The sequence below is a fragment of the Rhodococcus sp. Leaf233 genome, assembly GCF_001426165.1.
GTDB lineage: Bacteria > Actinomycetota > Actinomycetes > Mycobacteriales > Mycobacteriaceae > Rhodococcoides > Rhodococcoides fascians.
This window is the reverse complement of sequence record NZ_LMRO01000009.1, coordinates 99,850-124,999: the sequence shown is the minus strand read 5'-3', so window position 1 is coordinate 124,999 and position 25,150 is coordinate 99,850. Positions and strand designations below refer to the sequence as shown.

At 64.3% G+C, this 25,150-nt stretch carries 29 protein-coding genes; 13 read left to right on the top strand and 16 right to left on the bottom strand.

From position 1 onward, the window contains the following. Positions 1-75 precede the first annotated feature (75 nt). Both ASH04_RS11365 and ASH04_RS11360 read right to left on the bottom strand, forming a co-directional pair. Positions 76-1,041, bottom strand: a complete 966-nt coding sequence (locus ASH04_RS11365; protein WP_205914390.1) for an alpha/beta hydrolase — start codon at positions 1,039-1,041, stop codon at positions 76-78. A 177-nt stretch (positions 1,042-1,218) separates the two neighbouring features. After that, a complete protein-coding gene (locus tag ASH04_RS11360; protein ID WP_156394527.1) occupies positions 1,219-2,499 on the bottom strand; it encodes a hypothetical protein in 1,281 nt (426 codons plus the stop codon). A gap of 77 nt (positions 2,500-2,576) precedes the next feature. Between ASH04_RS11360 and ASH04_RS11355 the strand changes: the two genes are divergently transcribed. Next, positions 2,577-2,975, top strand: a complete 399-nt coding sequence (locus tag ASH04_RS11355) for a hypothetical protein (RefSeq protein ID WP_057473918.1) — start codon at positions 2,577-2,579, stop codon at positions 2,973-2,975. Positions 2,976-3,068: 93 nt separating this feature from the next. Here ASH04_RS11355 and ASH04_RS11350 read toward each other — a convergent pair whose 3' ends face one another. The 3 genes from ASH04_RS11350 to ASH04_RS11340 form a co-directional block, all read right to left on the bottom strand. Then, complete coding sequence (locus tag ASH04_RS11350) at positions 3,069-4,376, bottom strand: NAD(P)/FAD-dependent oxidoreductase (protein WP_032371852.1); 1,308 nt, start codon at positions 4,374-4,376, stop codon at positions 3,069-3,071. Between the two features lie 141 nt (positions 4,377-4,517). After that, on the bottom strand, positions 4,518-5,141 hold the full coding sequence (locus ASH04_RS11345) for a DUF305 domain-containing protein (protein ID WP_057473556.1): 624 nt from the start codon (positions 5,139-5,141) through the stop codon (positions 4,518-4,520). 82 nt (positions 5,142-5,223) lie between these two features. Continuing rightward, on the bottom strand, positions 5,224-5,619 hold the full coding sequence (locus ASH04_RS11340) for a DUF6153 family protein (protein ID WP_057473555.1): 396 nt from the start codon (positions 5,617-5,619) through the stop codon (positions 5,224-5,226). A 150-nt stretch (positions 5,620-5,769) separates the two neighbouring features. Between ASH04_RS11340 and ASH04_RS11335 the strand changes: the two genes are divergently transcribed. Both ASH04_RS11335 and ASH04_RS11330 read left to right on the top strand, forming a co-directional pair. Continuing rightward, positions 5,770-6,648 (top strand): universal stress protein, encoded by an 879-nt coding sequence (locus ASH04_RS11335; RefSeq protein ID WP_027495586.1) that lies wholly within the window; start codon positions 5,770-5,772, stop codon positions 6,646-6,648. Beyond that, positions 6,645-9,035, top strand: coding sequence for a phosphoketolase family protein (locus ASH04_RS11330; protein ID WP_057473554.1), 2,391 nt, complete (start codon positions 6,645-6,647; stop codon positions 9,033-9,035). The genes ASH04_RS11335 and ASH04_RS11330 overlap by 4 nt, the downstream gene beginning before the upstream one ends. 11 nt (positions 9,036-9,046) lie before the next feature. Here the strand turns inward: ASH04_RS11330 and ASH04_RS11325 are convergent, their stop codons facing one another. The 4 genes from ASH04_RS11325 to ASH04_RS11310 all read right to left on the bottom strand — a co-directional run bounded on the left by ASH04_RS11325 (position 9,047) and on the right by ASH04_RS11310 (position 13,260). Further along, positions 9,047-9,931 (bottom strand): universal stress protein, encoded by an 885-nt coding sequence (locus tag ASH04_RS11325; RefSeq protein ID WP_027495584.1) that lies wholly within the window; start codon positions 9,929-9,931, stop codon positions 9,047-9,049. Further along, entirely contained in the window at positions 9,928-10,770 is an 843-nt protein-coding gene (locus ASH04_RS11320; RefSeq protein WP_143544851.1) for a universal stress protein, read from the bottom strand. Before ASH04_RS11320 ends, ASH04_RS11325 begins: the two co-directional genes overlap by 4 nt. A 119-nt stretch (positions 10,771-10,889) precedes the next feature. Further along, positions 10,890-12,596, bottom strand: a complete 1,707-nt coding sequence (locus tag ASH04_RS11315; RefSeq protein WP_082519231.1) for a GAF domain-containing sensor histidine kinase — start codon at positions 12,594-12,596, stop codon at positions 10,890-10,892. Next, positions 12,589-13,260 (bottom strand): response regulator, encoded by a 672-nt coding sequence (locus tag ASH04_RS11310; RefSeq protein ID WP_027495581.1) that lies wholly within the window; start codon positions 13,258-13,260, stop codon positions 12,589-12,591. The genes ASH04_RS11315 and ASH04_RS11310 overlap by 8 nt, the downstream gene beginning before the upstream one ends. Positions 13,261-13,455: 195 nt before the next feature. Between ASH04_RS11310 and ASH04_RS11305 the strand changes: the two genes are divergently transcribed. Both ASH04_RS11305 and ASH04_RS11300 read left to right on the top strand, forming a co-directional pair. Continuing rightward, positions 13,456-14,367, top strand: coding sequence for a universal stress protein (locus ASH04_RS11305; protein WP_032371846.1), 912 nt, complete (start codon positions 13,456-13,458; stop codon positions 14,365-14,367). Positions 14,368-14,454: 87 nt separating this feature from the next. Beyond that, positions 14,455-14,901, top strand: a complete 447-nt coding sequence (locus tag ASH04_RS11300) for an ATP-binding cassette domain-containing protein (protein ID WP_057473552.1) — start codon at positions 14,455-14,457, stop codon at positions 14,899-14,901. A 90-nt stretch (positions 14,902-14,991) separates the two neighbouring features. Here ASH04_RS11300 and adhP read toward each other — a convergent pair whose 3' ends face one another. Continuing rightward, a complete protein-coding gene (gene adhP / locus ASH04_RS11295; protein WP_057473551.1) occupies positions 14,992-16,002 on the bottom strand; it encodes an alcohol dehydrogenase AdhP in 1,011 nt (336 codons plus the stop codon). An 18-nt stretch (positions 16,003-16,020) separates the two neighbouring features. After that, positions 16,021-16,167 (bottom strand): hypothetical protein, encoded by a 147-nt coding sequence (locus ASH04_RS26520; protein ID WP_155290474.1) that lies wholly within the window; start codon positions 16,165-16,167, stop codon positions 16,021-16,023. A 90-nt stretch (positions 16,168-16,257) separates the two neighbouring features. Here ASH04_RS26520 and ASH04_RS11290 point away from each other — a divergent pair, with 90 nt between their 5' ends. Then, positions 16,258-16,710, top strand: a complete 453-nt coding sequence (locus ASH04_RS11290; RefSeq protein ID WP_057473550.1) for a DUF1003 domain-containing protein — start codon at positions 16,258-16,260, stop codon at positions 16,708-16,710. Here ASH04_RS11290 and ASH04_RS11285 read toward each other — a convergent pair. Together ASH04_RS11285 and ASH04_RS11280 are read right to left on the bottom strand one after the other, a co-directional pair. Further along, complete coding sequence (locus ASH04_RS11285) at positions 16,685-17,185, bottom strand: flavodoxin domain-containing protein (protein ID WP_057473549.1); 501 nt, start codon at positions 17,183-17,185, stop codon at positions 16,685-16,687. The genes ASH04_RS11290 and ASH04_RS11285 overlap by 26 nt on opposite strands. Further along, positions 17,182-17,613: a hypothetical protein gene (locus tag ASH04_RS11280; protein ID WP_057473548.1), complete on the bottom strand. Its 432-nt coding sequence runs from the start codon at positions 17,611-17,613 to the stop codon at positions 17,182-17,184. The genes ASH04_RS11285 and ASH04_RS11280 overlap by 4 nt, the downstream gene beginning before the upstream one ends. 194 nt (positions 17,614-17,807) lie before the next feature. Here ASH04_RS11280 and ASH04_RS11275 point away from each other — a divergent pair, with 194 nt between their 5' ends. The 5 genes from ASH04_RS11275 to ASH04_RS27175 all read left to right on the top strand — a co-directional run bounded on the left by ASH04_RS11275 (position 17,808) and on the right by ASH04_RS27175 (position 20,564). Next, a complete protein-coding gene (locus ASH04_RS11275) occupies positions 17,808-18,404 on the top strand; it encodes an Rv1733c family protein (protein ID WP_057473547.1) in 597 nt (198 codons plus the stop codon). Between the two features lie 36 nt (positions 18,405-18,440). Further along, the gene (locus tag ASH04_RS11270; protein ID WP_057473546.1) at positions 18,441-18,641 is read left to right on the top strand and encodes a hypothetical protein; all 201 of its coding nucleotides are present in this window, start codon (positions 18,441-18,443) and stop codon (positions 18,639-18,641) included. 15 nt (positions 18,642-18,656) lie between these two features. Continuing rightward, positions 18,657-19,784, top strand: coding sequence for a cation:proton antiporter (locus ASH04_RS11265; RefSeq protein WP_057473545.1), 1,128 nt, complete (start codon positions 18,657-18,659; stop codon positions 19,782-19,784). A 130-nt stretch (positions 19,785-19,914) separates the two neighbouring features. Further along, positions 19,915-20,223, top strand: a complete 309-nt coding sequence (locus ASH04_RS27180) for a WhiB family transcriptional regulator (protein ID WP_135043299.1) — start codon at positions 19,915-19,917, stop codon at positions 20,221-20,223. A gap of 119 nt (positions 20,224-20,342) precedes the next feature. Further along, positions 20,343-20,564: an ANTAR domain-containing protein gene (locus tag ASH04_RS27175; RefSeq protein WP_204846732.1), complete on the top strand. Its 222-nt coding sequence runs from the start codon at positions 20,343-20,345 to the stop codon at positions 20,562-20,564. Between the two features lie 144 nt (positions 20,565-20,708). Here the strand turns inward: ASH04_RS27175 and ASH04_RS11250 are convergent, their stop codons facing one another. Next, positions 20,709-21,923, bottom strand: a complete 1,215-nt coding sequence (locus ASH04_RS11250; RefSeq protein ID WP_032366926.1) for an EAL domain-containing protein — start codon at positions 21,921-21,923, stop codon at positions 20,709-20,711. 438 nt (positions 21,924-22,361) lie between these two features. On the opposite strand from ASH04_RS11250, the gene praA reads away from it, so the two are divergent. Beyond that, positions 22,362-22,871: an alkane oxidation protein activator PraA gene (praA, locus tag ASH04_RS11245; protein ID WP_032366927.1), complete on the top strand. Its 510-nt coding sequence runs from the start codon at positions 22,362-22,364 to the stop codon at positions 22,869-22,871. A 44-nt stretch (positions 22,872-22,915) separates the two neighbouring features. Then, positions 22,916-23,638 (top strand): hypothetical protein, encoded by a 723-nt coding sequence (locus ASH04_RS11240; RefSeq protein WP_032366928.1) that lies wholly within the window; start codon positions 22,916-22,918, stop codon positions 23,636-23,638. 69 nt (positions 23,639-23,707) lie between these two features. Here ASH04_RS11240 and ASH04_RS11235 read toward each other — a convergent pair whose 3' ends face one another. After that, positions 23,708-24,817: a diguanylate cyclase gene (locus tag ASH04_RS11235; RefSeq protein WP_057473543.1), complete on the bottom strand. Its 1,110-nt coding sequence runs from the start codon at positions 24,815-24,817 to the stop codon at positions 23,708-23,710. Positions 24,818-24,915: 98 nt separating this feature from the next. Continuing rightward, positions 24,916-25,134, bottom strand: a complete 219-nt coding sequence (locus ASH04_RS11230) for a hypothetical protein (protein ID WP_027495561.1) — start codon at positions 25,132-25,134, stop codon at positions 24,916-24,918. Positions 25,135-25,150: the final 16 nt, after the last annotated feature.

The window sequence follows — 25,150 nt, the reverse complement described above, 5'->3', positions numbered from 1 at the left end:
AGTCCTACCCATCCCCGCAACGAGAAACGGCCACCCGCACACGAGGTGCGGATGGCCGTCTTCGATCAGGATGAATCAGATGCCGAGCGATCCTGCCAGGAACGGCCAGGACTTGTGCAAGTCGTCCTGCCAGTAGCCCCAGGAGTGGTTGCCGACCGGACGGAAGTCGACAGTTGCCGGAATTCCCAGCTGGTCGAGACGCTTGGCCAGGTTGGACGTGCAGAAGTTGGTGGCCAGCTCGATGCCGCCGCCGACGATGACCTGGTTGGCGAGCGTCGCCGGGTCGTTCTTCAGTCGCGGGTTGGCGAAGGTGTCGTTCGGGATGCCCGGCAGTCCGCTGCCGGTGCTCATGTAGATCTGGGTGCCGCGCAGCTTCTCGGCGTTGAGCAGCGGATCGTTCTCGCGCCACACGGGGCCGTCGAGCGGGCCCCACATGTTCTCGACGTTTCCGCCGCCGTACGTCTCGACGACGAGCTTGACGAACTGCTGCCCGATCGGGTCCGAGGTCTGCGCGCAACCGCTGTATGCCGCGACACCGGTGAACTTGCCGGGGTACTTGATTGCGATGTTGAGAACCGACGTGCCCGTCATGGACAACGCTGCCAGCGACTGGCGACCGTTGGTGTCGAACTGGGCGTCGATCAGCGGAGGCAGTTCTTCACCGAGGAAGGTGCTCCACTTGTTGCTGCCGAGCTTCGGATCGTCCTGCAGCCAGTCGGTGTAGTAAGACCACTTGCCCTTCTGCGGAGTCACGATGTAGGCGTTCTTGTCCGACAGGAAGGCCTCGGCGTCGGTCTGCGACTGCCACGATGCGGCATCCTCGCCGCCACCTGCACCGTTGAGCAGGTACAGCACCGGACGCGACACGCTCTCGTCGGCGGGACGCTGCACCGTGACCGGAATGGTGCGGTTCATCGACGCGGAGTACACCTGGAGCTGAACCTGGCGGCCGTCGAGGGTGTTCACCGATTCGATTCGCGAGCCGTTGCTCGACTGAGTCGTTGCCGCGGGCAGTTCGTCCGCGGACGCGACGGGCGTCATCAGCGCGGTCGGAAGAATCGCCACTGCGAGGGCGACGGCCGCAGCCGAACCGAATCGCTGGAAGCCGTGTCGTCGAGATCGTGGCACGCTGTTTCACCTTTTCGTCGAGTTACACCGGTCGAGTTTCTACATCGGCCGAAGATGAGGTGACGTTACCTCGAGCAAACGTCCCGAGCGTTATGGACCGGACGAATCCGAGACGCGATCGTGATGCTCGCGCTCGACCCTCGAACCGAGGACGAGACACACCAGGATGACGATCATCGCCACGACAACACCGACGGGAAGTGGCGAATACAGCCAGACAATGGGCGGCACATAGTCGTCGGATGTCCCATCCGTCCAACCGAACACCCGCGGCGGCACCGGTGCCGACACCGAGAACAGCGTCAGTGCGAACGGTACGAGCGGACCGATGGTCGACGCCACCGTGCGCGTCACTCGTGCCGATCCGACGAGCAATCCGACAGCGATGGGATGCAGCACGCAATAGCACACAGTCCCAACGGTATTGATCGAGTCGTCTCCGATGGGCAGAAGACCGGTGGCCGTCACAACGGTCAGCAGTGCACACGCGGCGGTGGTGAGATCGCGTCGCAGGCCCACTCCCACCGCTCCGACGAACAACACCGCGGCCACGACGAGTACCCACCACGACGCGTCGCCCCACCCGAGCGCATTGACTCCTGATGCCGCTATCGCCAAGCCCGACATCACGTATCGGCCGTCGAGGCCACCGAGGTCGAACGCAACACCGTATGCCACCAAGACGGCGATCGCGACGGCGAAAATCCACGTGCTCGCCGTCGACGTCGTATTGCCCAGATAGATGTAGACCACCAGACAGACGAATCCCAGCACGAGAGCGGCTACTGCGTCGGAGGTTTCGAATCGGCCCACGGATGCCCGCCGGACGGCCACGAGCAGCACGATAGTGGTTGCGAGAAGGAGGAGTAGCGGGATCGTGGATTCCACCAGATACGGCCCCAGCCCGTCCATCCACCGACCCTCACGCGGTCCGCGTAGCCGGGAGATCGCGCTGTAGAACAACATCGAGCCCAGCAGTCCTACTGCAAGGCCGCCCGACGGGAGCCTGCGTCCACCGGCGATGAATCCGCAGATGCCGACCAGAGCGCCGGCACCGAGCGCATTGGTCGTCACCGCTTGGTTGGCCGCGATCGGCACGAAGGACGGCAGCGCCACCAGCAGCGAGCCGAGAACGGTTGCTAGGGCGGCCGATATCCGGGGCCTGCGGCGATGGACCATCACGAGCACGAGCACCGCCATCAGAACCGTGAGAGAGCCAGCCCATTGCGCGGTGACGAACGCTCCGTACCACTTCCCCGTCGACTCGATGTGGAACACATCCTGGCCGAGGGATTCGCGAATCGAATATCCGGCCACGAATCCGCCGATGGCCGTGGCCACTACGGGCAAAACGCGATCCGCTGCAATCACGCGTTCAATGTAGAGGGCTTCCCAATCGACGGCCATGTGTGGTCTATTCGACGCGAACCCAACGTCAGGAGTGCGCCATGTTTCGTCGTATCGCCGTCACGGTTGCTGTCGTCGCAGGTGCTGCCGCACTCGGAGTCGGTACCGCCGACGCCGACGAATGGCCCGTCGCGCCGCCGTACCCGAGCCCGACTGCTCCGCAGGACGTCACCGGAGTGTTCCTCACTCCTCAGGACCCGGACTACTGGAATCCCTTCGTCAGCGAGAATCGATTGACCTCGCCCTACGGCAACAGCACTCGCATCGTCTGCACCGGATTCCATGGCGTACTGCTGGAGTGCTGGCAGGCCGACTCGAACGGCAACCCGCACAAGCTCATTCCGCTGAGTATGGACTACCCGGGTTCGACGGGTCATTTGCTACCCGGCGGCGGTCCAGGGCACTTCGTCTACCCCGGCTTCATCCCCGGCATCGGCTGACCCGGGCGATACCGGCAGCAACTGATCTGAGTGTCCACAATTCGCCCTCGAAAGCGGGATTCCGTACGAGGGTGCAAATAGTGGGCGCTCAGGTCAGTTGTACGGCTTGCGCGCCGTTTCCGGGTCGCCGTAGGTGATTGCCCGTTCGCGTCGTGTTCCGCTGAGAAGTGTTGCGCCCCAGTTGATCAGCGTGCCAGCTCGGTTGCGCTTACCGGCCAGGAATGCGATGTGGATGACGCCCCACGACACCCAGCCCAGGAATCCCGACATCTTCAGCGGCCCGGCCTGCACCAGCGCGTGGCCGCGGGCGATGTAGGCGGCAGTGCCCAGGTCTCGATACTTGAAATCCGAACGCGCAGAACCGGATACATCTGCTGCGATTGCTGCGCCCGCTGCGCGTCCACCCTGCATCGCCACTTCGGCGACACCGGCCAGACCGTTCAACGCCATGATGTCGCCGACGACGAACACGTTGCGGTGACCCGGCACGGACAGGTCGGGTTGCACGGCGATCCGTCCGGACCTGTCCTGCTCGACGCCCAGGGCGTCGGCCAGATTCTTCACGAACGGAACCGCTTCGACGCCTGCGGTCCACAGCACGGTGCGAGTGTCGTGGCGTGTGACGGTCTTCGGTTCGGCCTTGGCCGTCACCTCGACGTCGGTGGCCGTGACGTCGGTGACGTGAACGCCGAGATGCGTTTCGACTCCGACCGTGTCGAGGGTGCGCTGGGCCTTCTTCGTCAGAGAGTCGGGGAACGATTCGAGCACTCGGTCACCGCCGTGGAACAGCAGAACGCGCGCTTCGGACGGGTGGATCGAATCGAATTCCTTCGCCAGCGCTCGGGTGGCGAGTTCCCTGATCTGCCCGGCCAATTCGACTCCGGTGGGCCCTCCACCGGCGACGGCGAAGGTGAGCCAGGGGCGACGCTCTTCGGGGGTGGGCAGGGACTCGGCCATCTCGAATGCCGAGATCAGTTTTCGCCTGATCGCCAAGGCGTCGTCGAGGGTCTTCATGCCCGGCGCCCACTGCACGTATTCGTCGTGGCCGTGATAGGCCTGCTGCATTCCGACCGCGACGACGAGGTAGTCGTAAGGCAACTCGAACGTCGACCCGTCGAAGCGGCTCGCCGTCACCACTCCGCCATCGCCCACGGTTGTCACCGAGGTCGCTTCACCGAGAGCCACCTTCACGTTCTTCTGCTTGCGCAACAGGTGCCGCAACGGGCTGGCGATCGAGCCCTCGGAGAGAAGGCCGGTTGCGCACTGATAGAGCAGCGGCTGAAAGACGTGAGAGGTGCCTCGTTCGAGAACGGTGATGTCGACATCCGAACCGTGCAGCCGGCGGGTTGCATACAACCCGCCGAAGCCGCCGCCGAGGACCAGGACCCGTGGACGTGACATCGTCGATACTCTCCCTCGATCCGACCCGCAGAACACAATTCCTCGCGCTTCACAGCGTACTCGAGGGCAACGGCATGCAGCCGTCCCCCGCCGGGCCGCACCCCGGTCTGGGGTGCGGCCCGGCAACGTACCGACAACGGATCAGCCGAGCATCCGCTGCATCGTGTCGATTTCCTGCTGCTGCGTGGCCACGATCGTGCGGGCCATCTCCTGCGCGTCGGGGTTCGAGCCGTCCGCAATCTCGTTGTTCGCCATCTCGATCGCGCCCTCGTGATGCTCGATCATCATCGTCAGCCACTGACGGTCGAACTCCGGGCCCGACAGACCGGTCAGGGCGTCCATGTCCTGCTGGGACATCATGCCCATACCCGAGCTGTGGTCCATTCCGCTCATCTCGCCCATGTCCGACGGGGGTGCGGGCTGACCCCATTCGGCGAGCCAGGCCGTCATCCGGTCCATTTCCGGTTGCTGCGCGGCTTGGATCGCCGACGCCAGTGCCACGACGTCCGGATTGCCGGTGCGACCTTGAACCATTTCAGCCATGTCGACGGCCTGCGCGTGGTGCGGGTACATCATCCGCGCGAACATGACGTCGGCGTCGTTGAACTCCGCCGATGCCGATGCCGATGCCGATGCCGAATCCTGAACGGAAGCCGATGAGGTAGTCGTCGTCGACGAATCCGACGTGGTGTCGCTACTGCAGCCGGCGACGAGGAATGCGCTCACGGTGGCGGCAGCCAGCGAAGCGACGAGTGTTGTACGCATATGAAACTCCTTGAACGAGTGTGCAATACAGGGATCTAGGTATGTCGATCCGCCGGTGGTCGTGCGTCCACCGGGCTGCCTGTCACACTCGCAAGGTCACCGATCTGTCCAACTCCCACAGAGTCCACGGCGGCGCACGCTCCGATATGGAATGGACGCGCCCACCGATACCGTCCTCCGACATGACCGAGTGGACGCCATCGACGCTCGTCACCGGGACCGACAGCGCAGCCCACGACACGGTGGTTCCCGCGCACGGATGCATCATCTGATGTGCCGACGGGCAGTCGTGCTCACCGACTGCCACCTGAACCGGGTCCTCGTGGTGGGTCGCCGACGCCATGGCCGCATGCTCGCTTTGTGCCGACGTGGTCGGCGTCACCGAATGCATCAGCAGTACCCCGAGGATCGTCAGCGCGATCAACAATCCGGTCGCCGAGGCAAAGCCCGGACGACGGCGTCGGATCACTGACTGCATGTCACCGACGATAGCAAGACATACCCCCCAGGGGTAGCAGTGAGGGCATTCCGGCTCGAGCCGAGGGACTTCCGACTCTGTCTGCGCTCCAGCGAACCGGCCATGCTCGAGGTGTACCTGAACACGACAGTCAACGAACGGGAATACAACATGAATGCATCGAGTCGGGTCGTCGTCGGAGTCGACGGATCTGCCACATCGCTCGACGCGGTCCGTTGGGCAACGCGCGAGGCGATACGACGCCACGCCCCGCTCGAGTTGGTCACGTCGTCACTGTTCGCACCGGGAACCTACGGCGATGCCATCAGCCTCCGGATCGGCGCGTTCGCAGATCCGGACGTCGAGGCCAAGCGGGTCCTGACCGCTGCAGTCGACGTTGCGCACAAGACCGCGGCAGGCAATTCGCTGATTCTCGACACTCGTCTCGAACATGGCTCGGCTGCACGAAATCTGACGCACTTCGACGTCGCGCCTGCCTTGATCGTCGTCGGTTCGAGAGGCCTCGGTGAGTTCACCGGCGGATTGGTCGGGTCGGTCAGTACCGCCGTCGTGTCACACGCCAAGTGCCCTGTTGCAGTGATCAAGTCGAACACGGTCAGCGACGGGCCGGTGGTCGTGGGTGTGGATTGCACGTCCAACAGCCAGCCGGCCATCGGATTCGCGTTGCGCGAGGCGTCGATGCGAGGTGTCGACCTCGTTGCCGTACACGCGTGGAGCGACCTCGAGCTCGGGAGCGTGCTGACCCGCGACGAAGAAGGTCCGTGGGCCGATTCCGAACTGGCAGAGAAGACATCGCTGGCCGAGAGCCTGGCCGGGTGGTCGGAGGACTACCCCGACGTCACCATCCGCCGGGTGGTGGTTCAGGACAGACCCGTTCGCGAACTGGTCCGCGCCTCCGAGAGCGCGCAGCTGATCGTGGTCGGTAGCCGCGGCCGGGGCGGCTTCGCCTCGATGCTGCTCGGATCGACGTCCCGCGCAGTGCTGCATTCGGTCGATGTTCCCGTCGTTGTCGTACCCACGAACCGATGACCGCGTCCACCACCGAGACCACCTACAGCTCCGATGAACTCGACGCCGATCTGCGCTACTGGGCTGCCGCGAACTACCTGACGGTCGCCCAGATCTACCTGCAGGACAATGTATTGCTACGGCAACCACTGACGGTGGAACACATCAAGCCCCGACTGCTCGGGCACTGGGGCACCAGCCCCGGTCTGTCGATGATCTACACGCTGCTCAATCACCTCATCTGCCGAACCGGTTCGGATTGGCTGTATGTCACCGGTCCCGGTCACGGTGGCCCGGCGTTGGTCGCGAACACCTATCTCGAAGGCACGTACAGCGAGATCTATCCCGACATCTCGCTCGACAGCGACGGTGTGCGTCGTCTGTGTCGCCAATTCTCCACTCCCGGTGGCATTCCGAGCCATGTGAGCGTGCAGACCCCCGGCAGTATCCACGAGGGTGGCGAGCTGGGGTATGCCCTGATCCACGCAGCGGGCGCGGCGTTCGACAACCCCGATCTGGTGGTCGCCTGTGTCGTCGGCGACGGGGAGGCCGAAACCGGCCCGCTGTCGGGTTCGTGGAAGATCCCGGCGTTCCTGAACCCGGTTCGTGACGGCGCAGTGCTGCCCATTCTGCATCTCAACGACGCCAAGATATCCGGCCCGACAGTGCTCGGGCGCAGCACCGATCAAGCGATTGCCGACTACCTCGGCGGTCAGGGTTGGGCACCGATCTTCGTCGAGGGCGACGATCCGCGAGAGGTGTTCCCGGCCTTACAGTTCGCTCTCGCCCGCGCCCACGACGATATTCGGAGAATCCAGCGTGCGGCCCGCGGCGGCGAGTCGCACCACGGAAGTGCATGGCCTGCAATCGTCTTGCGTACCCCGAAGGGCTGGACCGGGCCACACGAGGTCGACGGCAAGCTGATCGAGGGAACGCACTGGGCCCACCAGGTCCCGCTGTCCGGCGTCCGCGAGAACCCGTCGCATCTGGCGCAGCTCGAGCAGTGGTTGCTCTCCTACGATCCCGGATCACTCTTCGACGACAACGGCGTACCCGCGGCGCACATCCGTGAACTCACTCCGACGGGCGATAAGAGGCTCGGGGCCACTCCCCACGCCAACGGCGGTGTGCTGTTGCAACCCTTGGTCATTCGTGAGCTCGAGAACTACGCTCTGACGATCGACTCCCCGGGACGCATCTCGCACGAGACGACCACCGTACTCGGGGAGATGATGCGGGATATCTACCTCGACAACGCACGACCCGACGGCGGTGGCACTTTCCGCCTGTTCTGCCCCGACGAGACAGCCAGCAACCGTCTGCAGGCCGTGTTCGAGGCCACCGACCGATGCTGGCAGCTGCCGACCACCGAGTTCGACGACAACCTGGCCGCCGACGGCCGCGTCATGGAGGTGCTCAGTGAGCATCTGTGTGAGGGCTGGCTCGAGGCGTACCTGTTGTCGGGCCGACACGGATTGTTTGCGAGCTACGAGGCTTTCGCGATGGTGAGCGTGTCGATGCTGATCCAGCACACCAAGTGGCTGCAGCATGCGGCCACTCTGGCCTGGCGAGCACCCGTCGCCTCGTTGAACGTACTGCTCACCAGTACGTGCTGGCGCAACGACCACAACGGGTTCAGTCATCAGGGGCCCGGACTGATCGACGCGGTGATCCCTCTGGCACCCGATGTGGTGCGTGTGTGGCTGCCACCGGACTCCAATACTCTTCTCGCCGTTGCCGACCACTGCTTTCGCAGCCGCGGACACGTCAACGTGCTGGTGGTCGACAAACAGAGCCATCCCCAATACCTGACGCTCACCGAGGCTCGCGCACATGCAGCAGCCGGTGCCTCACGGTGGGACTGGGCCGGTACCGAGAACACCGCTACTCCGCGCGATCCCGAGATCGTGCTGGCCTGCGCCGGCGACGTTCCGACCGAGGAGACTCTCGCTGCAGCGGACCTGTTGCGTAACTGGACACCCGAGCTGCAAGTACGCGTGGTCAACGTCATCGACCTGATGGCGCTGCTACCCGTCGCCGATCATCCACACGGGTTCTCGGAGGATCAGTTCGCCGATCTGTTCACCGACTCGGTCGATGTCGTCTTCGCTTTCCACGGCTACCCCCGCGCGGTGCACCAGCTGCTGCACGGCCGTCCGAACGCGCAGAGATTCCACGTCCGCGGCTTCATCGAACAAGGCACCACCACAACACCGTTCGACATGGTGGTGCTCAACAAGATCAGTCGCTACCACCTGGCGATCGAAGCACTCGACCGAGCACACACGGCGCCGGCCGGTGCCGAGGAACTGCGGCAGCACTGCCGGGACCAACTGACCCGGCACGACGCCTACATCCGGAAACACTTCGAGGATCTACCCGAGATTCGCGAATGGCGGTGGTCGTGACGGATCGGTTGCTAACCGCGAGCGATGATCAGCGGACAGTCGACGCGGTGGGCCAGAGACCGAACGGTGGATCCGAGCAGCTGGCCACTGAAACCGGTGCGTCCGCTCGAACCGACCACCACGGCCTCTGCGCGCACCGCCGCGCCGAGGATGCGTTCGACGACGTCGCCGCGCAGCACTGTCTGCTTCACCACCACGTCGGGATACAGCTCGCTCCACCCGGACAGGTTTTCGGCCAACACGGTTCGGCCGTTGGACACAATTGCCTCGGACTTGTCCGACGTCGACGCGTCGGGTGACGAGACGAGTCGATCCGTCGACACGTGGACTGCAACAAGGCCAGTGCCCCGAAGCGAGGCCTCCTCGAAGGCCAGCCGGACGGCCTCCTGGTTGTGCGCCGAGGCGTCGACTCCGAGCACGACCGGTCCCCGTGCCGAATGCAACTCCACGCTGCGCGGCACGATGACTACCGGACAGCGAGCCTGCACAGCCACCGCCGTGCTCACCGAGCCGAGCAGCTCGGCGAAGTACTCGCCGTTGCCGCGTGAGCCGACCACCATCATCGACGCGGTGGCGGACTCGTCGATCAGCGCCTGAACAGTCGGTCCGACAATCGGTTCGATCATGATCGTCAGCGCGTCGGGTTTCTCGACCGACCGCCGCGCGACGAGGGATGCCGACGTCAGAATCGAATCCGCACGTGCATTCTCCTCGGAGCCGAGTTGCGACGGGAGTGCGACGAAACTGGTGTAGAGGGCCCTGATTTGGTACGCGGACACCAGCTTCAACGGTGCTCCGCGTAATTCGGCTTCGCGTGCGGCCCAGCCGACCGCGTCGAGTGACGAACCGGATCCGTCGACGCCGACGACGATCGCCCTCGCGTTCACGGTACTCATGCGTGCGGCACCACGAGGACGGGGCATTCGGCGTGCCGCAGGACTTTCGTCAACGTGCTTCCCGGCACGCGATCGCGCTCGTGCCCCACCACCAGCAGCTGTGCAGTGTCGGACACCGCGACGAGTTCCGATCCCGAATCGGCCTCGGCGTAGACCGACGCCACCCGCACCGAAGGATAGTCGGCACTGAAGGGTTCCAACCGGACGTCCATTGCCGACTCGGGGTGCAGATGGTCGACCGGACCGCCGATGGCGCTGGCCAGAATGGTCGAGACAGTCTGGGTGTGCACGGCCAACACGGTGGCCCCGCGCATCGACGCTTCGTGGAATGCCTGCGCCACAACGAGATCCGATGCCGAAACCTTCACGTCTCCCAGAGCGGCGACGACCGCGCCGTCGCGCTCGGAATCGAAGGTGTGCACAACGGCCACGGGGTTCGGTGAGCATTCGACCACCGTGCGCACCATGGATCCGAGAACCCGTGCAGCGATCGAATTCTCGGTCTTGGCACCCAATACGATCAGGCACGCAGACGCTGCTTCGGACAGCATCACCGTTTCCGGGACACCCTGTAGAACAACAGCTTCCACGATGACGGTCGGGTCGCTCGCCCGCGCTATGATCGCGGCCTGGTCCAAGACGGTGCGCGCATAGTCACCGTCCACGTCGGGTGCCCCGTATACCGTTTCACGCTGCATCTGGGGTTCGATCACATGTACCAGTCGCAGTGATGTTCCTCGGCCTCGCGCCTCACGCACAGCGAAGCGCACTGCATCGAGCGCGGCCGTCGATCCGTCGATTCCGACCAGAACGGGTCCGGTGGTGTGTGAGATGTTCATCGGGTTCCTCTCGGTGGTGCGACGCAGGATCGGCACCGTCACCGAAAACGCTACGAGCTCATCGCCACTCGCGGTAACGGCCGGAGGTCATCGAAAGAGGTGACCAACGACTGGAGCCGTCAGGGCAGCGGTACCGCCCACGTCACATCGGTGCCGCTGCCGGAAGCACCGGGGCAAACGGTCATGGTCCCGCCGCACTCGGCCGCACGGGCCCCCAGGTTGGACAACCCACTGGTGGTGGTGTTGTCGGGCATACCGATTCCGTTGTCGGACACCACGATTTCGAGCTCGTTCCCCACCGACAGAGTAACGGTCACAGTGTCGCCCTGGGCGTGATGAACGACGTTGCTGACAGTCTCGCGGACAACGGCAACGGCATGATCGGCGAGTTTGGTGTCGACGACCGACAGTGGTCCGAACATCCGCACGACGGCACGGATATCGACGTTCTCGGTGAGTTCGAGTACCGCGCTGTTGATACGTTGCCGCAGCCGTGTTGCGGAGTGGGATGTGCTCTGCAGGTCGAAAATGGTCGTCCTGATGTCCTGCACCGTGTCCTGCAGGTCGTCGATCGTTCTGGACAGACGCTGCCGTAGGTCCGGGGACTCGGTGCGCTGCAGGGTGCTCTGCAGCGCCAATCCTGCAGCGAAGATCCTCTGAATCACGTGATCGTGCAGGTCACGGGCAATACGATCCCGGTCGGACAACACGTCGAGTTGATGCATCCGCCGACTGGCGTCCGCGATCTGCATCACCAGCGCGGCCTGGTTGGCGAAGTTCGAGACCAGTTCGAGTTGGGTCTCGTCGAACGGTCCCCGCCCCGCGGCGCGCAGAACCACCAGGACTCCACTGACGCCCTCTGCCACGCGGAAGGGTGAAATCATTGCGGGTCCGAAAGCAGAGCCCAGTTCCTTGACCCCGTAGTCGAGTCGCTCCTTCCGCAACGCTGTTCGACGCCGAAAGGCTACTCCCGAGCTCGAGCCCTCGATCGGAACGACTGCCCCGACCATTCGATCGGCCCCGAGCCCGTCGCTGACCGTGACGACGAGTCGCGTGACATCCCCGAAGGCTTGGTCTGCGTCCTCGGGTACCGCGATGAACGCCGCATCGGACCCGGTCAGGTGCAACGACTTACGCGCCACCATCTGCAGTACTTCGTCGATGTCCGTCCCGGAAAGGAGCTCGGTGCCGATGTCCCGCGTTGCCTCCATCCACGCCTGACGCACCCGCGAGTCCTCGTACAGTCTCGAGTTGTCGATGGCGATGCCGGCGGCGGACGCCAACGCCTTGGTGACGACTTCGTCGTCCTCGGTGAACTGCTTGCCGCCCTTCTTCTCGGTGAGATAGAGATTGCCGAAGATCTCGTCGCGAACCCGAATCGGCACTCCGAGAAAGGTTTTCATCGGGGGATGGTTGGGCGGGAACCCCACCGATTCCGGGTGCGATGTCAGATCGTCCAGACGTAGCACTTTCGGTTGGTCGATCAACAGTCCGAGTACCCCGCGTCCGGTGGGGAGCGGGCCGATGGCCACCCGGGTGTCCTCGTCCATGCCGTAGTTGATGAACGCACTCAATCCGTGGCCTTCTCCGCGCACGCCGAGCGCACCGTACTGGGCGTCGACGAGCTTGACGGCCGATTCCACGATCGAACGCAGCGTCACCTCCAGATCGAGTCCCGAGGTGATGACGAGCATCGCGTCGAGCAGACCGTCGGCTTGAATCCTCGCATCGGCGATGCGACCGATACGATCCTGCACCTCGGCAAGCAGCTCCCCCAGCCGGAGTTGCGGTAGCGAAGACCGGGTTTCCCCGTGCTGGTCATCCATCCCGGGACCCCGGTTTCCGGTGGGCAGGCGGATCGCCGTCGGCGAGCTTCGACGCATACACCGCAGCTTGGGTGCGGCGTTCCATCCCGAGCTTGGCGAGCAGCCGAGACACGTAGTTCTTCACCGTCTTCTCCGCCAGGAACATCCTGGCCGCGATCTGTCTGTTGGTCAGGCCCTCTCCCAGCAGATCCAGCAGGGTGCGCTCCTGGGGCGTGAGGTGATCGATAGGGCCCGATGACGCCGTCCCGGCTCGCAATTTGTCCATCAACGCCGCGGCTGCACGGTTGTCGAGCAGCGACCGGCCGGAACCGACGTCCTTGATCGCTCGGGTCAGTTCCATGCCGGTGATGTCCTTGACGACATAGCCGCTCGCGCCCGCGAGTATCGCGTCGAGCATGGCCTGGTCCTCGGTGAACGAGGTCAGCATCATGGTCTTGAGGTTCGGCAGTCGATCGAGAAGCTCACGGCACAGTTCGATGCCGTTGCCGTCGGGTAGCCGCACGTCGAGCACCGCGACGTCGGGCTGCAGGGCCGGAATTCGGGCCAGCGCCTGCGCGCAACTGCCTGCCTCGCCGATGACCTCGAGATCGGGATCGGAGTCGATGAGGTCGATCAGACCGCGCCGCACGATTTCGTGATCGTCCACCAAGAAAACCGTGACCACGTCGACACCCCTCTACCTGCGTCCATGTCGAACGCCTCGACTTGTGAGCCTACGGGGGACGGGCGGCAGTGGTCCGACCTTTCGTCACCGAAACAGAGGACCAAAGTCCTCGGTCCAGGTGTTGTTGTCCTGCCGCGCCCGAGGCTGTGCGCGGCGTCTGATGGATGTTCGACACCACGACCGAGGAGGAAATCGATGGGCCCACTTCCGACCATCGTCGGGGTCGACGGTTCGGCGGCGGCTCTGGACGCGGTGCGTTGGGCCGCTCTCGACGCACGATTGCACCTGTCCGATCTCCTTGTCGTCTCAGCGATGTCGCTGCCCAAGGTCTTGACCGGGTTGGGCGTCCTTCCCGATACCGTGGTGCACCAGGCCAGATCGGAAACCGACCGAATTCTCAGCGAGGCCCGGGAGACTGCGACTCGTGGGACGGCGACAGTCACCGTCGATACCGTCTCGTCCGAAGCCTCTGCGGTGTCCACATTGCTCGAACTGTCCGAGACAGCTCGCATGGTGGTCATTGCCACGCGGGGGCTCGGTGGCACCGAGCAGCGGTCACTCGGCTCGATCGGGTTCGCCGTCACCACTCATGCTCGCTGCCCGGTCACCGTGGTGCGTGGCTGGACCGACGGCGGTCTCGACCACGCGATCCAACCGGTGGTCGTGGGCGTGGACGGCACCAAGGCGAGCGCTGCCGCAATGACGTCGGCGTTCGAGGAGGCGGATGTTCGATCGGCACCACTGACTGCGGTGCACTCCTGGTCGGACACGGATCTGTCGATCGGCTTCCCGATTCGAGGAATGGAGTGGCCGGACAACCGACGCGCGGCTGCAGATCACTTGGCGCGGCTGCTCGAGCCGCACACTCGACTCCATCCGACGGTGTCGGTGCGGTCCGTGGTGGTCAAGGACAAACCGGTGCAGGCACTTCTCGATCACGCCCAAGGTGCTCAGCTGGTGGTGATCGGTAGTCACGGACGCGGCGGCTACGCGGAGATGATGCTCGGCTCGACCAGCCGGTCGGTGCTGACGCGAGCGCACTGCCCGGTCACCGTCGTGCCGTCGCCCGGTCGCCTCGCCGCTGTCACCCACCGGCCCAGCATGTGACTGTCCCCGACCGGACAATGCCGTTCGTCGACCCACGAGGGTCCTAATGCCCTACGACGGCCGAGCCGAGCCGAGCACGCTGTGTCCATGAGCCGACCGGACACCGCCGCCTACGCGATCGAAGTACGCGCACTGAGCAAGAGCTACGGCGGGAAGCTCGTTATCGACGACCTGTCGTTCGTCGTCGAACCCGGCACTGTCACAGGCTTTCTCGGCCCCAACGGATCGGGTAAGTCCACCACGATGCGATTGATCGTCGGATTGGATCGCCCCAGCGCGGGCACCGCACTGATCGGGGGCGTCGAGTACGCGCAGCTGCACCGCCCACTACTCACGGTCGGCACCTTGCTGGATTCCGAGGCCGTCCACCCGGGCCGGACCGCATACGACCACTTGTTGTATCTGGCTCAGACTCAACGTATCCCGGTCACACGCATCATCGACGTACTGGAGCTGGTCGGTCTACGCGACGTCAGTGGCGGCGCGCATTCTGCACCTGAATCGCGGCATTCATCACTGCTCGATTCCTTGTGAGCACACGCGCTGGTCCAGCGCGTGTCTGCCCTCGAGCAACCCTACGGCGAATCGAACCGAAGGGGAACACTCGTCGAGATCGAGAGCCCCTCAGAACTCCAAGACCTGACGAGCGGTGACGCGTCCGGCCATCAGGTCGTCGAAGCAGTCGTTGACCTCGTCGAGTTTGCGCGAGACCGCCGATACCGTCGTTCGTCCGGCCTCGTGCAGTGCGAACACTTCACGCAGATCTGTCCTGGTGCCGACGATCGAGCCGAGTACGGAGATTCCGCCGACAACCGTCTCGAAGATCGGGATCGGGAATACGCCGTGCGCCGGCATCGACACGCACACCAGACGTCCTCCGCGGCGCAGCGACCGGAAGGCCTGATCGAACACACTGGGGATGACGGCCAGGACGATTGCGACATCGGCTCCACCGAGCGCCTGAATTGCCTCCACCGGATCGGTCGTCGCCGAGTTGACGGTGTGGTCTACGCCGAGTTCTTGTGCGAGGTCGAGTTTTTCGTCCTCGATATCGACCGCGGTGACGAAGCCGCCGGCGATCTTGGCGTACTGCACCGCCATGTGACCGAGCCCGCCGACACCGAAGATGGCCACGCGCTGCGCCGGGGTGACGCCACCGACCTTGACAGCCTTGTACGTGGTCACGCCGGCACAGGTCAGTGGGGCAGCGTCGAACGAGGAGATCCCGTCGGGAACACGGACGACATACTTCGCATGGGCGACAGCGTATTCGGCGTACGCACCGTCGATCGAGTAGCCGCTGTTCTGTTGTGTCTCGCACAGCGTCTCCCAACCCGAGACACAGTGGTCGCACTCGCCGCACGCCGAACCGAGCCACGCGATGGCGACTCGCTCACCGATTCTGTCCTTCGACACCTGCGACCCGACCGCCTCGATCACTCCGATGCCCTCGTGCCCGGGGACGAAGGGCAAGGTCGGCTTGGCCGGCCAATCCCCCTGCGCAGCATGGATATCGGTGTGACACACACCGCACGTCTCCATCTTCACCAGCACCTGTTCGGGCGCGGGCTGCGGTATCGGGATGTCCTTGACTATTAGGGGCCCGCCGAACTCGGTGACAACAGCTGCTTTCATCGTGAACTTCCTCCAACATCAGAAACCGGTGCCGTTCTCGACCGTCGAGCAATGCACACCGTCGATGATCGGCGCTGCGGCGGCGGGCACGTAGGGCCGGAAGTCATCGACCGGTCGGGACGTCTCCCGAGGTGCGCGTGGGGAGGCAAAAGGCACAGCAGTCATGGACTTTCGTCCCTGGTGACTCTGGGGATCAGGGGCCACACTAGGCACCATGGACACTTCTGCACCCTCCGATTCGAAGACTTGCGAACGATGAACCTGTGGAGAAGACATCCGGGCGTTCGAACCGGTGATGCACTGACCACGGGTGAGCGTGCGGCGGATTACGTCCGAAACGGAATGGGCTCCTGGCCGTTCGTCTTCCTGTTCCTGGGCGTGATGGCGCTGTGGGCCGCGTACAACCAGAACGACGGGTTCGATCAGTACCCTTTCATCCTGCTCAACCTGTTCCTGTCGATGATGGCAGGACTGCAGGGTGCCATTCTGCTGATCTCGGCCAAGCGCGCGGACTCGGTGAGCAGTGAGGTTGCCGTACATACACTTTCGAATACCGCACTGCTGCAGGACATGATCGAAGCGAATACCGTCTTGACCGAATCGGTGGCACAGTTGGCGGCAGAGATTCACGAGCACGTCTGCCCGTCCGCTCGGCGTGTCGGTGCAGGCACGTCCACGAAGGTTACGAGCCCGGTGTCCCAGCCCTGAGACAGGCAAGGATCTCTCGGGCCCAGTTGCACACACGAACCCAGTCTCGGAAGTCTCCGGCAACCGCGCCGGAGTTGTCGAAGATCTGACGTTCGCCCACCGAGAGCCGTTCCGCGTCGAGCCGACCGGGAAATGTTCGATGCGAGGATGCATCCAACATCGATACCGCGCGTGCGGCGTCGGCGGTGTCGTTGACCGGTCGGTCGCTCGAATGCAATGGCCCGCATGAGAACAGCCACACGGGTGGATGCGCAGACCGGGAGACCCGCTCGACGAGCCGCTTGGCGGTGGGGACCCACCGATCGGAATAGACGGCACTTCCGATGACCAGGGCGTCGTAGCCACTGATGTCGACGACGGAATCCGGAGCGCAGACATCGACCTCGGCTCCCCCGTGCCGGAACACGCGGGCCATCTCCTGCCCGAGCGAGTTCGTCGCTCCGTGCCGTCCGGCGGTCGAGACCAGGATTCTCATGCGATGCGACGTGCGAGGCGGTTCGTGTACGCCGTGATCCGCCACCCTCGGAGGGCGACGAGAACTCCCAGTACGCCGAACATGCCCTGCAGCCAACTCGTTTCGCCTATCACGAGCGGTTGGACCACTATCCAGGCAGCGAGCAGTACGCCCGCCGTGTGGGCGATGGGGCCGGTCTTGCCGCTACCCGCCAGAGCCGACGCCGCCGCCAGTCCCATCGGCACTCCGACGACCAGAACCAACGCGAGGCCGGCGAGCGCCGTATTCGACAGCGGTAGGCGTGCGTGCGCCTCGGTGCTCAGATCGATGGCGCCCGAGGCCAAACCGATCGCGCCACCGAAAGCGTTGATGGAAATTCCGGCGCACACTGCGCCCAGCCACGGCCATCGTCGGTCTTTCGTGGTGAGCGCTCGCGTAGTCGACATCATGAGCTCAGCGTGGCTGCCGAACAATCCGGGAGCTAGGGCACAAGGTCCGCCGCCACGAGGACTTCTCTCCACTTCGTGACTGAACCGTCCACCGCCCTTGCCGTATCGGGACCTTGTGCCCTTACATACGAGTGCACGGCGTCGGAGACTTGTAATCGACGCCGAACACACGGCGGTGAGGGGTAGGTGACCGCATGCTCGCAGAACTCGCGCACCGGTGGTGGCGTCGAACTCCTTGGTGTTCCAATCCGCTGATGCGACTGCCGGACAGGATCGAACGAACGGCCTACGTCGTCGGTGTCGCGGTCCTTCTGTTGCTGATACCCGTCGCCGCGACGATCGGTTCGGTGACCTACAGCGACCTGTCGACGCGGTCACGTCAGCAACGGGCACAATACGTTCAGGTCGACGCCCGAGTGATCGACACCGCGCAGTCCACGAGTACCGGCAGCGACAGCACCACGCTCGCCACCGGTGTCGCAACGGTGCAATGGAGTGCACCGGACGGGTCGATTCGCTCGGAATCGACCGAGGTTCCCTCGGACGTCCACATCGGTGAGACCACTCCGATTTGGTGCGACGCGAACGGAACCCTCGCGCGTGCGCCCGTCAGCGAAGTCGGTGCCGTCATCAACGGGGCCTCCACAGCCGTGTTCGTGTGGGTTCTCGGCGCGGTCTTGGTCGGATTCCTGGTCTATCTCACCACCGTGGCCGGTGATCGAGTTCGCATGCGGCGTTGGGACAGCGACTGGAAAGACTTCCTGCAGGCGCGAAACCACCCCTCGCGGTAGAGCCGTCGAGCATCCACCGTTCGAGGAGACAATGACATGAGCGATCTCGACACCGAATATCGGTCCGCCCGCATCGACTACGAGCGCAAACTCATGCGCAGCCCTCTGGCGGCGCAGCTGCGTGTTGTCGAGCAGCTGACGAGACTGATGATGGCCGAGCAAGGCGTGCTGCACCCTCGTGATCTCGTTGCGTCGGCGCTGCCGCCGAACATGCACCCGACGCTGAACTCTGCCTGACGTCGGCGGCGTCGTATGACCTTCGAGACGCTCGCCCTGTGTGCCGCGGTGGGTTTGTCCGGCCCACTTCTGGCGCTTCCGCGTGGGCTTCGGATACCGGTCGTCATCGGAGAACTCGTCGCTGGAATTGTCATCGGTCACACAGGCTTCGGCGTCATCGATCCGAGTGAGCAGACACTGAGCTTTCTGGCGCAGGTCGGGTTTGCGCTCGTGATGTTCGTGGCGGGCAGTCAGGTACCGATTCGCGATCCTCGACTGCGGGTCGGCCTCCGGGTGGGCGCTGCGCGGGCTGTGGCCGTCGGGCTGCTGGCCACCGCACTCGGCTGGGCCGTCTCCACTGCGTTCGATCCACCGCACCCCGGTCTCTACGCGGTGTTGATGACATCGTCCTCGGCCGCGGTCATCATGCCGATAGTCGAATCCAGCAAGACGGCCACATCCGGGCTGATGTCCTTCCTGCCACAGATCGCGATCGCCGACGCAGTCTGTATCGTCGCTCTACCTCTGGTGATCGATCCACCGCGCGCTGTTCCGGCCGCGTTCGGATCCATCACGGTCATCGCTGCCGCCACCGCGATCTTTTTCGTACTGCGACACTTCGACCTCACCGGACTGCGCCGTCGAATCCACCATGTGTCTGCCCAGCGTAAGTTCGCTCTCGAATTGCGACTCAACCTGGTTCTGCTGTTCGGCCTCGCGGCCCTCGCGGTCCACACTCATGCGTCGGTGATGCTGGCCGGCTTCGGCTTCGGACTGGCCATCGCTGCGATCGGAGAACCGCGACGTCTGGCGAAACAGCTGTTCGCCATCACCGAAGGTTTCCTGGGTCCGCTGTACTTCGTCTGGCTCGGCGCGTCACTCGACCTGCGTGCACTGGGTGGCCACCCGAGCATGATCGTGCTGGGGCTCGTGTTGGGTCTGGGTGCAATCGCGGTGCACGGCGCGATGCGCGCGACAGGCCAGCCCGTCGGGCTTGGGATACTCGCGGCCGCCCAACTGGGCGTTCCGGTTTCGGCCGTGACTCTCGGGGAGCAGAGCAGCGTTCTGGCACCCGGTGAAGGCCCCGCCATCGTGCTCGGCGCACTGGTGACCATCGCGGCGGCGGCCGTCATATCTCGGTCTGCTGCTCGTCGTCCTGCCTGAGCGGTGGGCCAGAACTGCTGGGCCCAACGGCGGGTGTTCGGCGCCGCAAGGCATTTGGTTGTTTCGAGTCTCCAGGGATGGGGAATAAGCGTTGTGGAACGATCGGCACGACGCGAAACGGATCACGACGATGACGGATGACCAGGTCTGGCGCCTCAAGGGTGCGTGCATCGAAGACATGGATGCATACGACTCGCAACAACTTCCTCGGCACGGACGCAAACGCGCAGAGAAGGCATGGCGGCTGTGCGCCGACTGCCCGGTGTTGCGGAACTGCGCCGAGCAGACGGCTCGCGATATCGAGTCGGGTCGAATTCCGGTCGGCGTGGTCGTCGCCGGCGCGGCGTATCACGACAATGCCAGCAACGGTCGGCGAACGGATGCCTACCGCACCCTCGAACTTCTGATCGGGAGACCTCTGGCCAACCCGGCTGCCTGATAACGAGGCGGTTACGGAACGCTACGCCACCGGTAACGGCTACGGCACGGTCTGTCGCTTTCACCGCGTGTCTTTCGGTCTCTGACCTGCATGGACGTCAGGTGCGCAACAATGTCTGCATGAGCACAGCGCACGTGACGAGGATCGAGGGCCCGCTCGATCTCCAGGACGCTTTGGCGCGTCGCGCGCCTATCGAACAGGCAAAGGGAATCCTGATGGCGGTGCACCGCATCACTGCCGACGAGGCGTTCGCTTTGTTGGTCGAAAGGTCACAACGTGCCAATCGCAAAGTGCACGACATCGCTATGGAGTTCGTGCACGAGATGTCCGAGTTGCCCTGACCGACAAGTCGACCCCGCACGCTGTGTTTTCAACGTACGGGGTCTGAGCAATGTGGCAGTCCGGACTACTTCATCACCTGTTGTGCCGTATGCCCTGCCGTGGCTGCCCGAAACATCCAGTACGCACACCACCGGCTCGACGGTTCAGAAGCGCGCGAGAATTGCACGGGCGCAACGGACTACGGTGGCGCGGTCGTACGACATCACATAGTCGAATTCACGATCCGCGTCGGCTTCGCCCCGGTGAAGGTCGATGGCGGCGAGCACTCCGCAGAAATGCGGGCCGAGAACTACCACGTTCCACTCCTCGACGAGTGAGTCCGTCGGGTCGAGCGGGGCGTGCACGATGCCGCCTTCTTGCACGTAGCCCATCCCCACGCCGTAGACGCCGGCATACGAGATCTGCTCCGCCATCGACACCCACCGCGCACGGCTGGTCGGTGTGAAATGCTCGGCCCGCTGAAAGGTGCCGAGTACCAATGTTTCCGGGCCCGACGCCGACGCCTGCATCTCCAAGGACGTGCTCATGGCCACCAACAGACGCTTGGTGCTCCGCGTCGCGACCTTGCCTGCGGCGGCAATTGCGTACGGCGACTCGAGCGCGGTGGCGGGGGTGCTCCAGGTGGGGAACGGCGGCATGATCTCCGCGGCGTCGGCCGGCAACTCTTCGGTCGTCTGAGCAGCCGGGTACAGCTCGCCCACTCCGTAGGTGGCACCGAGACCGAGTGCCCGGCTGCGGTGCACGGCGGTGTCGACTCCGCTGGCCACGACCACGGCACCGGTTCGCTCCACCTGAGCCGACACCGCGTGCGCCGTACGGGCGGTGGCCAGATCGGGCCTGGTGGAGACCATGGAGGAAGACAGAATGATGACATCGGGTTCGATGAGCGGCAGCAGCGTCAGGGACTGCGGTCGGCGACCGACGTCGTCGACGGCAACCACTTTTCCGTCGCGACGTGCCTTGTCGATCGCGGCCAGTGTGCGCGCCGGGCTGTCCACGAGTGCCGCCTCGGTGACGACGACGATGTCGCGACGCAACTGTTCTTCGGTGGCTTCGTCGAGTGCTGCGAGCGAGTCGACATCCATCGAGACCAGCATCGGTAGCCGAACGGCGCTTTCCAGCCGGGCCACTCCCCACGCGAGAACATCGAGTTCACGCTTGGCGTCCATGGCGCGAGCAGCGCGCTTCAGTGCATCGGCGGAGGCGAGTGGACCGTCCTTCGGGCCGCGCAGTTGTACTTCGATTGCCGCGAGCGCACCGTTATCCAGTCGACAGACCGGGGCGAAATACGGCTGCACCGTCAACTCTCCCGTGTCCGTGTCGACTGTTGAACCTGCTTCGGCCAGCGCGAACGTCACACCACAGTTTGACACGAAAAAACCACCCCCGTCACGCAGGGGTTGCTATCTGTTTCAAACCTCTTCGGGTCGTCTTTTCTCGCTGACGCCAGCCTGAACGACTCAGGTGTCACCGAAGTACTACGGCGCGTCTCGTTTCGGTAACGAACCATAACGGTTCGATAACGCCACAGGTGGGTGTTCGACGCGCCCACCATGCCGACTCCCCCAGGAAAAACGGGCCGAAAACCCATGAAGCGCATACCTTCCGAGGTGCCGACCGAAATCAATACCAAGACTTACAACAAACATACCGACCGGATTGTGACTTGTCACTGTCTTGCAAAAGAACATATCCGACATCCATTTCGTCGTCCTAATGTTCGTTTCGGCTGCCGGAGCACCGGAGCCACCGGATGCCCGTCTGGGAGCCGGAAGCTGCTCGGACTTGGAGGATCGATGACGCTCAACCTGCCGTCCCGTACCCGAACGTTCACCACTGTCGCTGCTGCAGTCGCGATTGCCGGGGCCACCCTCGGTGCCGGAAGTGCCGCTGCCGCCACCATCTCACCGGCGAATACCGCCTTCACCGCACCCGGCACGATCGTCGTCACCACACCGGCCTCGTTCGGGGTACCCGTCAGCTGCTCGATCACCCTGTCCGGATCCACCAGCGCGGACGGCTCGTCGGCGTCGATCACCGACGCGAAGATAAGCGGATCGAACCGCCTCTGCGGCCTGCCGCAGCTGAAGAACCTGCCCTGGACCCTCACTCCCACCAGCTCCACCACCGGTGAGGTCTCGAACGTCGGCTTCTCGCTTCTGGGCTACAACTGCGGGCCCGCAACGCTTGCAGGTTCGTTCGACAACATGACCAACACTCTGACGTCGAGCAACCAGCCGATGTCGGGCAACTGCACGGTGAACAGCCTGTCGGTGCAGCCGAACCCGGCATTCACCTTGTCCTGATCGCCAATCCCTTTCCAGCACAACGACAATATTCAGGAGAGCACGTGAAGATCCGTAACAAAGCCGTCGTCACCGCGACGGCCTTGGCGTCGAGTGTCGCTCTGGCGACCTTGGTCGCCGGCCCGGCCAACGCTGCCGACACCCTTCCCATCACGTTCCAGGCCGACACCACGACCGTGATCGCCAAGACCGGCCAGCCGGTGGTCTTCCCGACAACCGCTCTGGCCACCGACGTCGACCTCGTCGGCGGAACGGTGACCGGCACTCTTGCCTTGCCGCAGGCGTCGGCCGATCTCAAGCTCGGGCCGGCGACGCTCGCCAACTTCACCATCTCGATCGTCGACGCCACTCCGGTCTCCGGCACCATTGCAGCCGGCGGTCCCGCCGAGGCACCGCAGCTGGAGCTGAATGTCGCGCAGAGCTTCAAGATTCGCATCGACTCCGTCAAGCCCCTCGGCATCGGCGGCACCGGATCGTCCGGGTCGGCGGCACTCGACCTGATTCCCCCGGGTAGCAACTGCGTCACCAGCGAGACCACCGCCAATCTGACCGGTGCCCTCGACGCGATCGATCTGATTCAGAACAACGAGGCCGACACCCATGTGAAGGGCACGTACACGATTCCCCAGTTCCAGAACTGCGGCACGTACACCTCGTTGCTCAACGGTCTCATCGCCGGCCCCAACAACACCCTCGACGTGCACCTGACCAACCCGGTCTTCGACGTCGGAACGCAGCAGGCCATCGCGGCCAAGGTCGCTCTGTAGCACCATCTTTCGATTCCATCGACGGCGTCGACCGGTTCCGAAAGTGGGACCGGTCGACGCCGTCGCTCGTCAGTGCGGCTCGCCGGCCGGCCGCGGCGATCGAGGCTCGCCCTCCGACAGGGCGACGCGGTCGCCGCCGAGCCCCTTGGCCCGGTACATCGCCCGGTCCGCGCGACCCAGCAACTCTTCCACTGCGGTACCGATCTCTCGCGCGTCGACAACCGCATGCGCGACGCCTATCGAGGCGGTCAGCGGGGACCGATCGGTGGCGTTGCACAGTCGGATTCGTAGTACCTCAGCGCTGGCGACAACCGAGTCACGGTCATCGAGGGCAACAATGGCGAACTCTTCGCCGCCGAGCCGGACGGTGATGGCGGGTGCCGGAAACACGTCGAGGATGCGGGAGGCCGCCAGCCGGATCACGGCGTCTCCCTGCAGATGGCCGTATCGGTCGTTGACGGCCTTGAAGTTGTCGATGTCCATCACCACAGCCGTCATCCCGGTTGCCGATCCCGGCCGAAGTCGCAGGTTCCCGATCGCCGCGTCGAATCCCCTCCTGTTCTGCAATCCGGTGAGGGGGTCGTAGAACGCGCCGGTGGCATCGCGTCGCAACATCATCATGAACGTGTGCACGATCAGCGGTGCCGAGAACATCACCAGTATCAAGATCACCAGGTAGACCGTGGCCAGTAACCGTAGTTCGGGTTCGGACACCAACGCCGAGCCGTACAGCACCGCGGTCGTGACCAAGGCGAAACCGTAGTGGGCAGTGAGCAGCTTGGGACCGTGGAACCCGACGACGTAACTGCCGATGACGGTGAACAGAGCGGCTGTCGGCAGAACCGTCGTGGGAACACCGATGGTGAGCACCACGGCAGCGAGGACGACGTCGGCGTAGAAGACGAAGGCGATCGACATCTGCCAGCTCGGCCAGCCACCGACCCACCAGGCGACCCCGACCGGGACTGTCGTGGCGACGGTGAACCACAGTGCAGCCGTACCCAGGCTGCCTTCGGCGAGGCCCGGCACCACCAATCCGATGGCCGCCGCCGCGCCGAACAGCCAACACCAGACGCCGATGAGGATCTTCGTGATCTCGAGCGCCTGCTGCGAGCGCGCGAAGGCAACGTTCCATCCGTAGTCGACTGGAAGTGCCCACCATTCGCGCAGACTGTTCACGTATCTCGAGCGGCTTTCCTCGTGTCCCGACTTGGATCAACCAGTGAACCACAGAAGATACCGCCTGGTACGCGAACGGCAGATGTCTTCGGCAGGCGTCAGCCGCGCATGCCGTCCGCCAATTCGAGCACTCGGCCGGCATAGGTGCCGACGAACGCGTCGAGTGCCTGCTGCGACAACTCGGGGCAACCCGCTCGGCGGAAGTAATGTTCGAGATCGACCAGCCGGTCACCCATCCCGACGCGTTGGCGGTCGAGGGCCTCGAGCTCGGCGACCAGTGCTTTGAGCTCCGCTACCTTGCGCAACACGTCGTCCATCGCCGTCACCGTCCAC

Coding starts and splice junctions, on each gene's coding strand:
- ASH04_RS11285 (WP_057473549.1), bottom strand. CDS start 17,185: ATGAGAATCCTGGTCTCGACCGCCGGACGGCACGGAGCGACGAACTCG.
- ASH04_RS11350 (WP_032371852.1), bottom strand. CDS start 4,376: ATGTCACGTCCACGGGTCCTGGTCCTCGGCGGCGGCTTCGGCGGGTTG.
- adhP (WP_057473551.1), bottom strand. CDS start 16,002: ATGAAAGCAGCTGTTGTCACCGAGTTCGGCGGGCCCCTAATAGTCAAG.
- ASH04_RS11355 (WP_057473918.1), top strand. CDS start 2,577: ATGTTTCGTCGTATCGCCGTCACGGTTGCTGTCGTCGCAGGTGCTGCC.
- ASH04_RS11345 (WP_057473556.1), bottom strand. CDS start 5,141: ATGCGTACAACACTCGTCGCTTCGCTGGCTGCCGCCACCGTGAGCGCA.
- ASH04_RS26520 (WP_155290474.1), bottom strand. CDS start 16,167: ATGACTGCTGTGCCTTTTGCCTCCCCACGCGCACCTCGGGAGACGTCC.
- ASH04_RS11340 (WP_057473555.1), bottom strand. CDS start 5,619: ATGCAGTCAGTGATCCGACGCCGTCGTCCGGGCTTTGCCTCGGCGACC.
- praA (WP_032366927.1), top strand. CDS start 22,362: ATGACGCTCAACCTGCCGTCCCGTACCCGAACGTTCACCACTGTCGCT.
- ASH04_RS11280 (WP_057473548.1), bottom strand. CDS start 17,613: ATGATGTCGACTACGCGAGCGCTCACCACGAAAGACCGACGATGGCCG.
- ASH04_RS11270 (WP_057473546.1), top strand. CDS start 18,441: ATGAGCGATCTCGACACCGAATATCGGTCCGCCCGCATCGACTACGAG.
- ASH04_RS11305 (WP_032371846.1), top strand. CDS start 13,456: ATGGGCCCACTTCCGACCATCGTCGGGGTCGACGGTTCGGCGGCGGCT.
- ASH04_RS11335 (WP_027495586.1), top strand. CDS start 5,770: ATGAATGCATCGAGTCGGGTCGTCGTCGGAGTCGACGGATCTGCCACA.
- ASH04_RS11275 (WP_057473547.1), top strand. CDS start 17,808: ATGCTCGCAGAACTCGCGCACCGGTGGTGGCGTCGAACTCCTTGGTGT.
- ASH04_RS11325 (WP_027495584.1), bottom strand. CDS start 9,931: ATGAGTACCGTGAACGCGAGGGCGATCGTCGTCGGCGTCGACGGATCC.
- ASH04_RS11230 (WP_027495561.1), bottom strand. CDS start 25,134: ATGGACGACGTGTTGCGCAAGGTAGCGGAGCTCAAAGCACTGGTCGCC.
- ASH04_RS27180 (WP_135043299.1), top strand. CDS start 19,915: ATGACGGATGACCAGGTCTGGCGCCTCAAGGGTGCGTGCATCGAAGAC.
- ASH04_RS11265 (WP_057473545.1), top strand. CDS start 18,657: ATGACCTTCGAGACGCTCGCCCTGTGTGCCGCGGTGGGTTTGTCCGGC.
- ASH04_RS11290 (WP_057473550.1), top strand. CDS start 16,258: ATGAACCTGTGGAGAAGACATCCGGGCGTTCGAACCGGTGATGCACTG.
- ASH04_RS11365 (WP_205914390.1), bottom strand. CDS start 1,041: ATGACGCCCGTCGCGTCCGCGGACGAACTGCCCGCGGCAACGACTCAG.
- ASH04_RS11320 (WP_143544851.1), bottom strand. CDS start 10,770: ATGAACATCTCACACACCACCGGACCCGTTCTGGTCGGAATCGACGGA.
- ASH04_RS11330 (WP_057473554.1), top strand. CDS start 6,645: ATGACCGCGTCCACCACCGAGACCACCTACAGCTCCGATGAACTCGAC.
- ASH04_RS27175 (WP_204846732.1), top strand. CDS start 20,343: ATGAGCACAGCGCACGTGACGAGGATCGAGGGCCCGCTCGATCTCCAG.
- ASH04_RS11315 (WP_082519231.1), bottom strand. CDS start 12,596: ATGGATGACCAGCACGGGGAAACCCGGTCTTCGCTACCGCAACTCCGG.
- ASH04_RS11300 (WP_057473552.1), top strand. CDS start 14,455: ATGAGCCGACCGGACACCGCCGCCTACGCGATCGAAGTACGCGCACTG.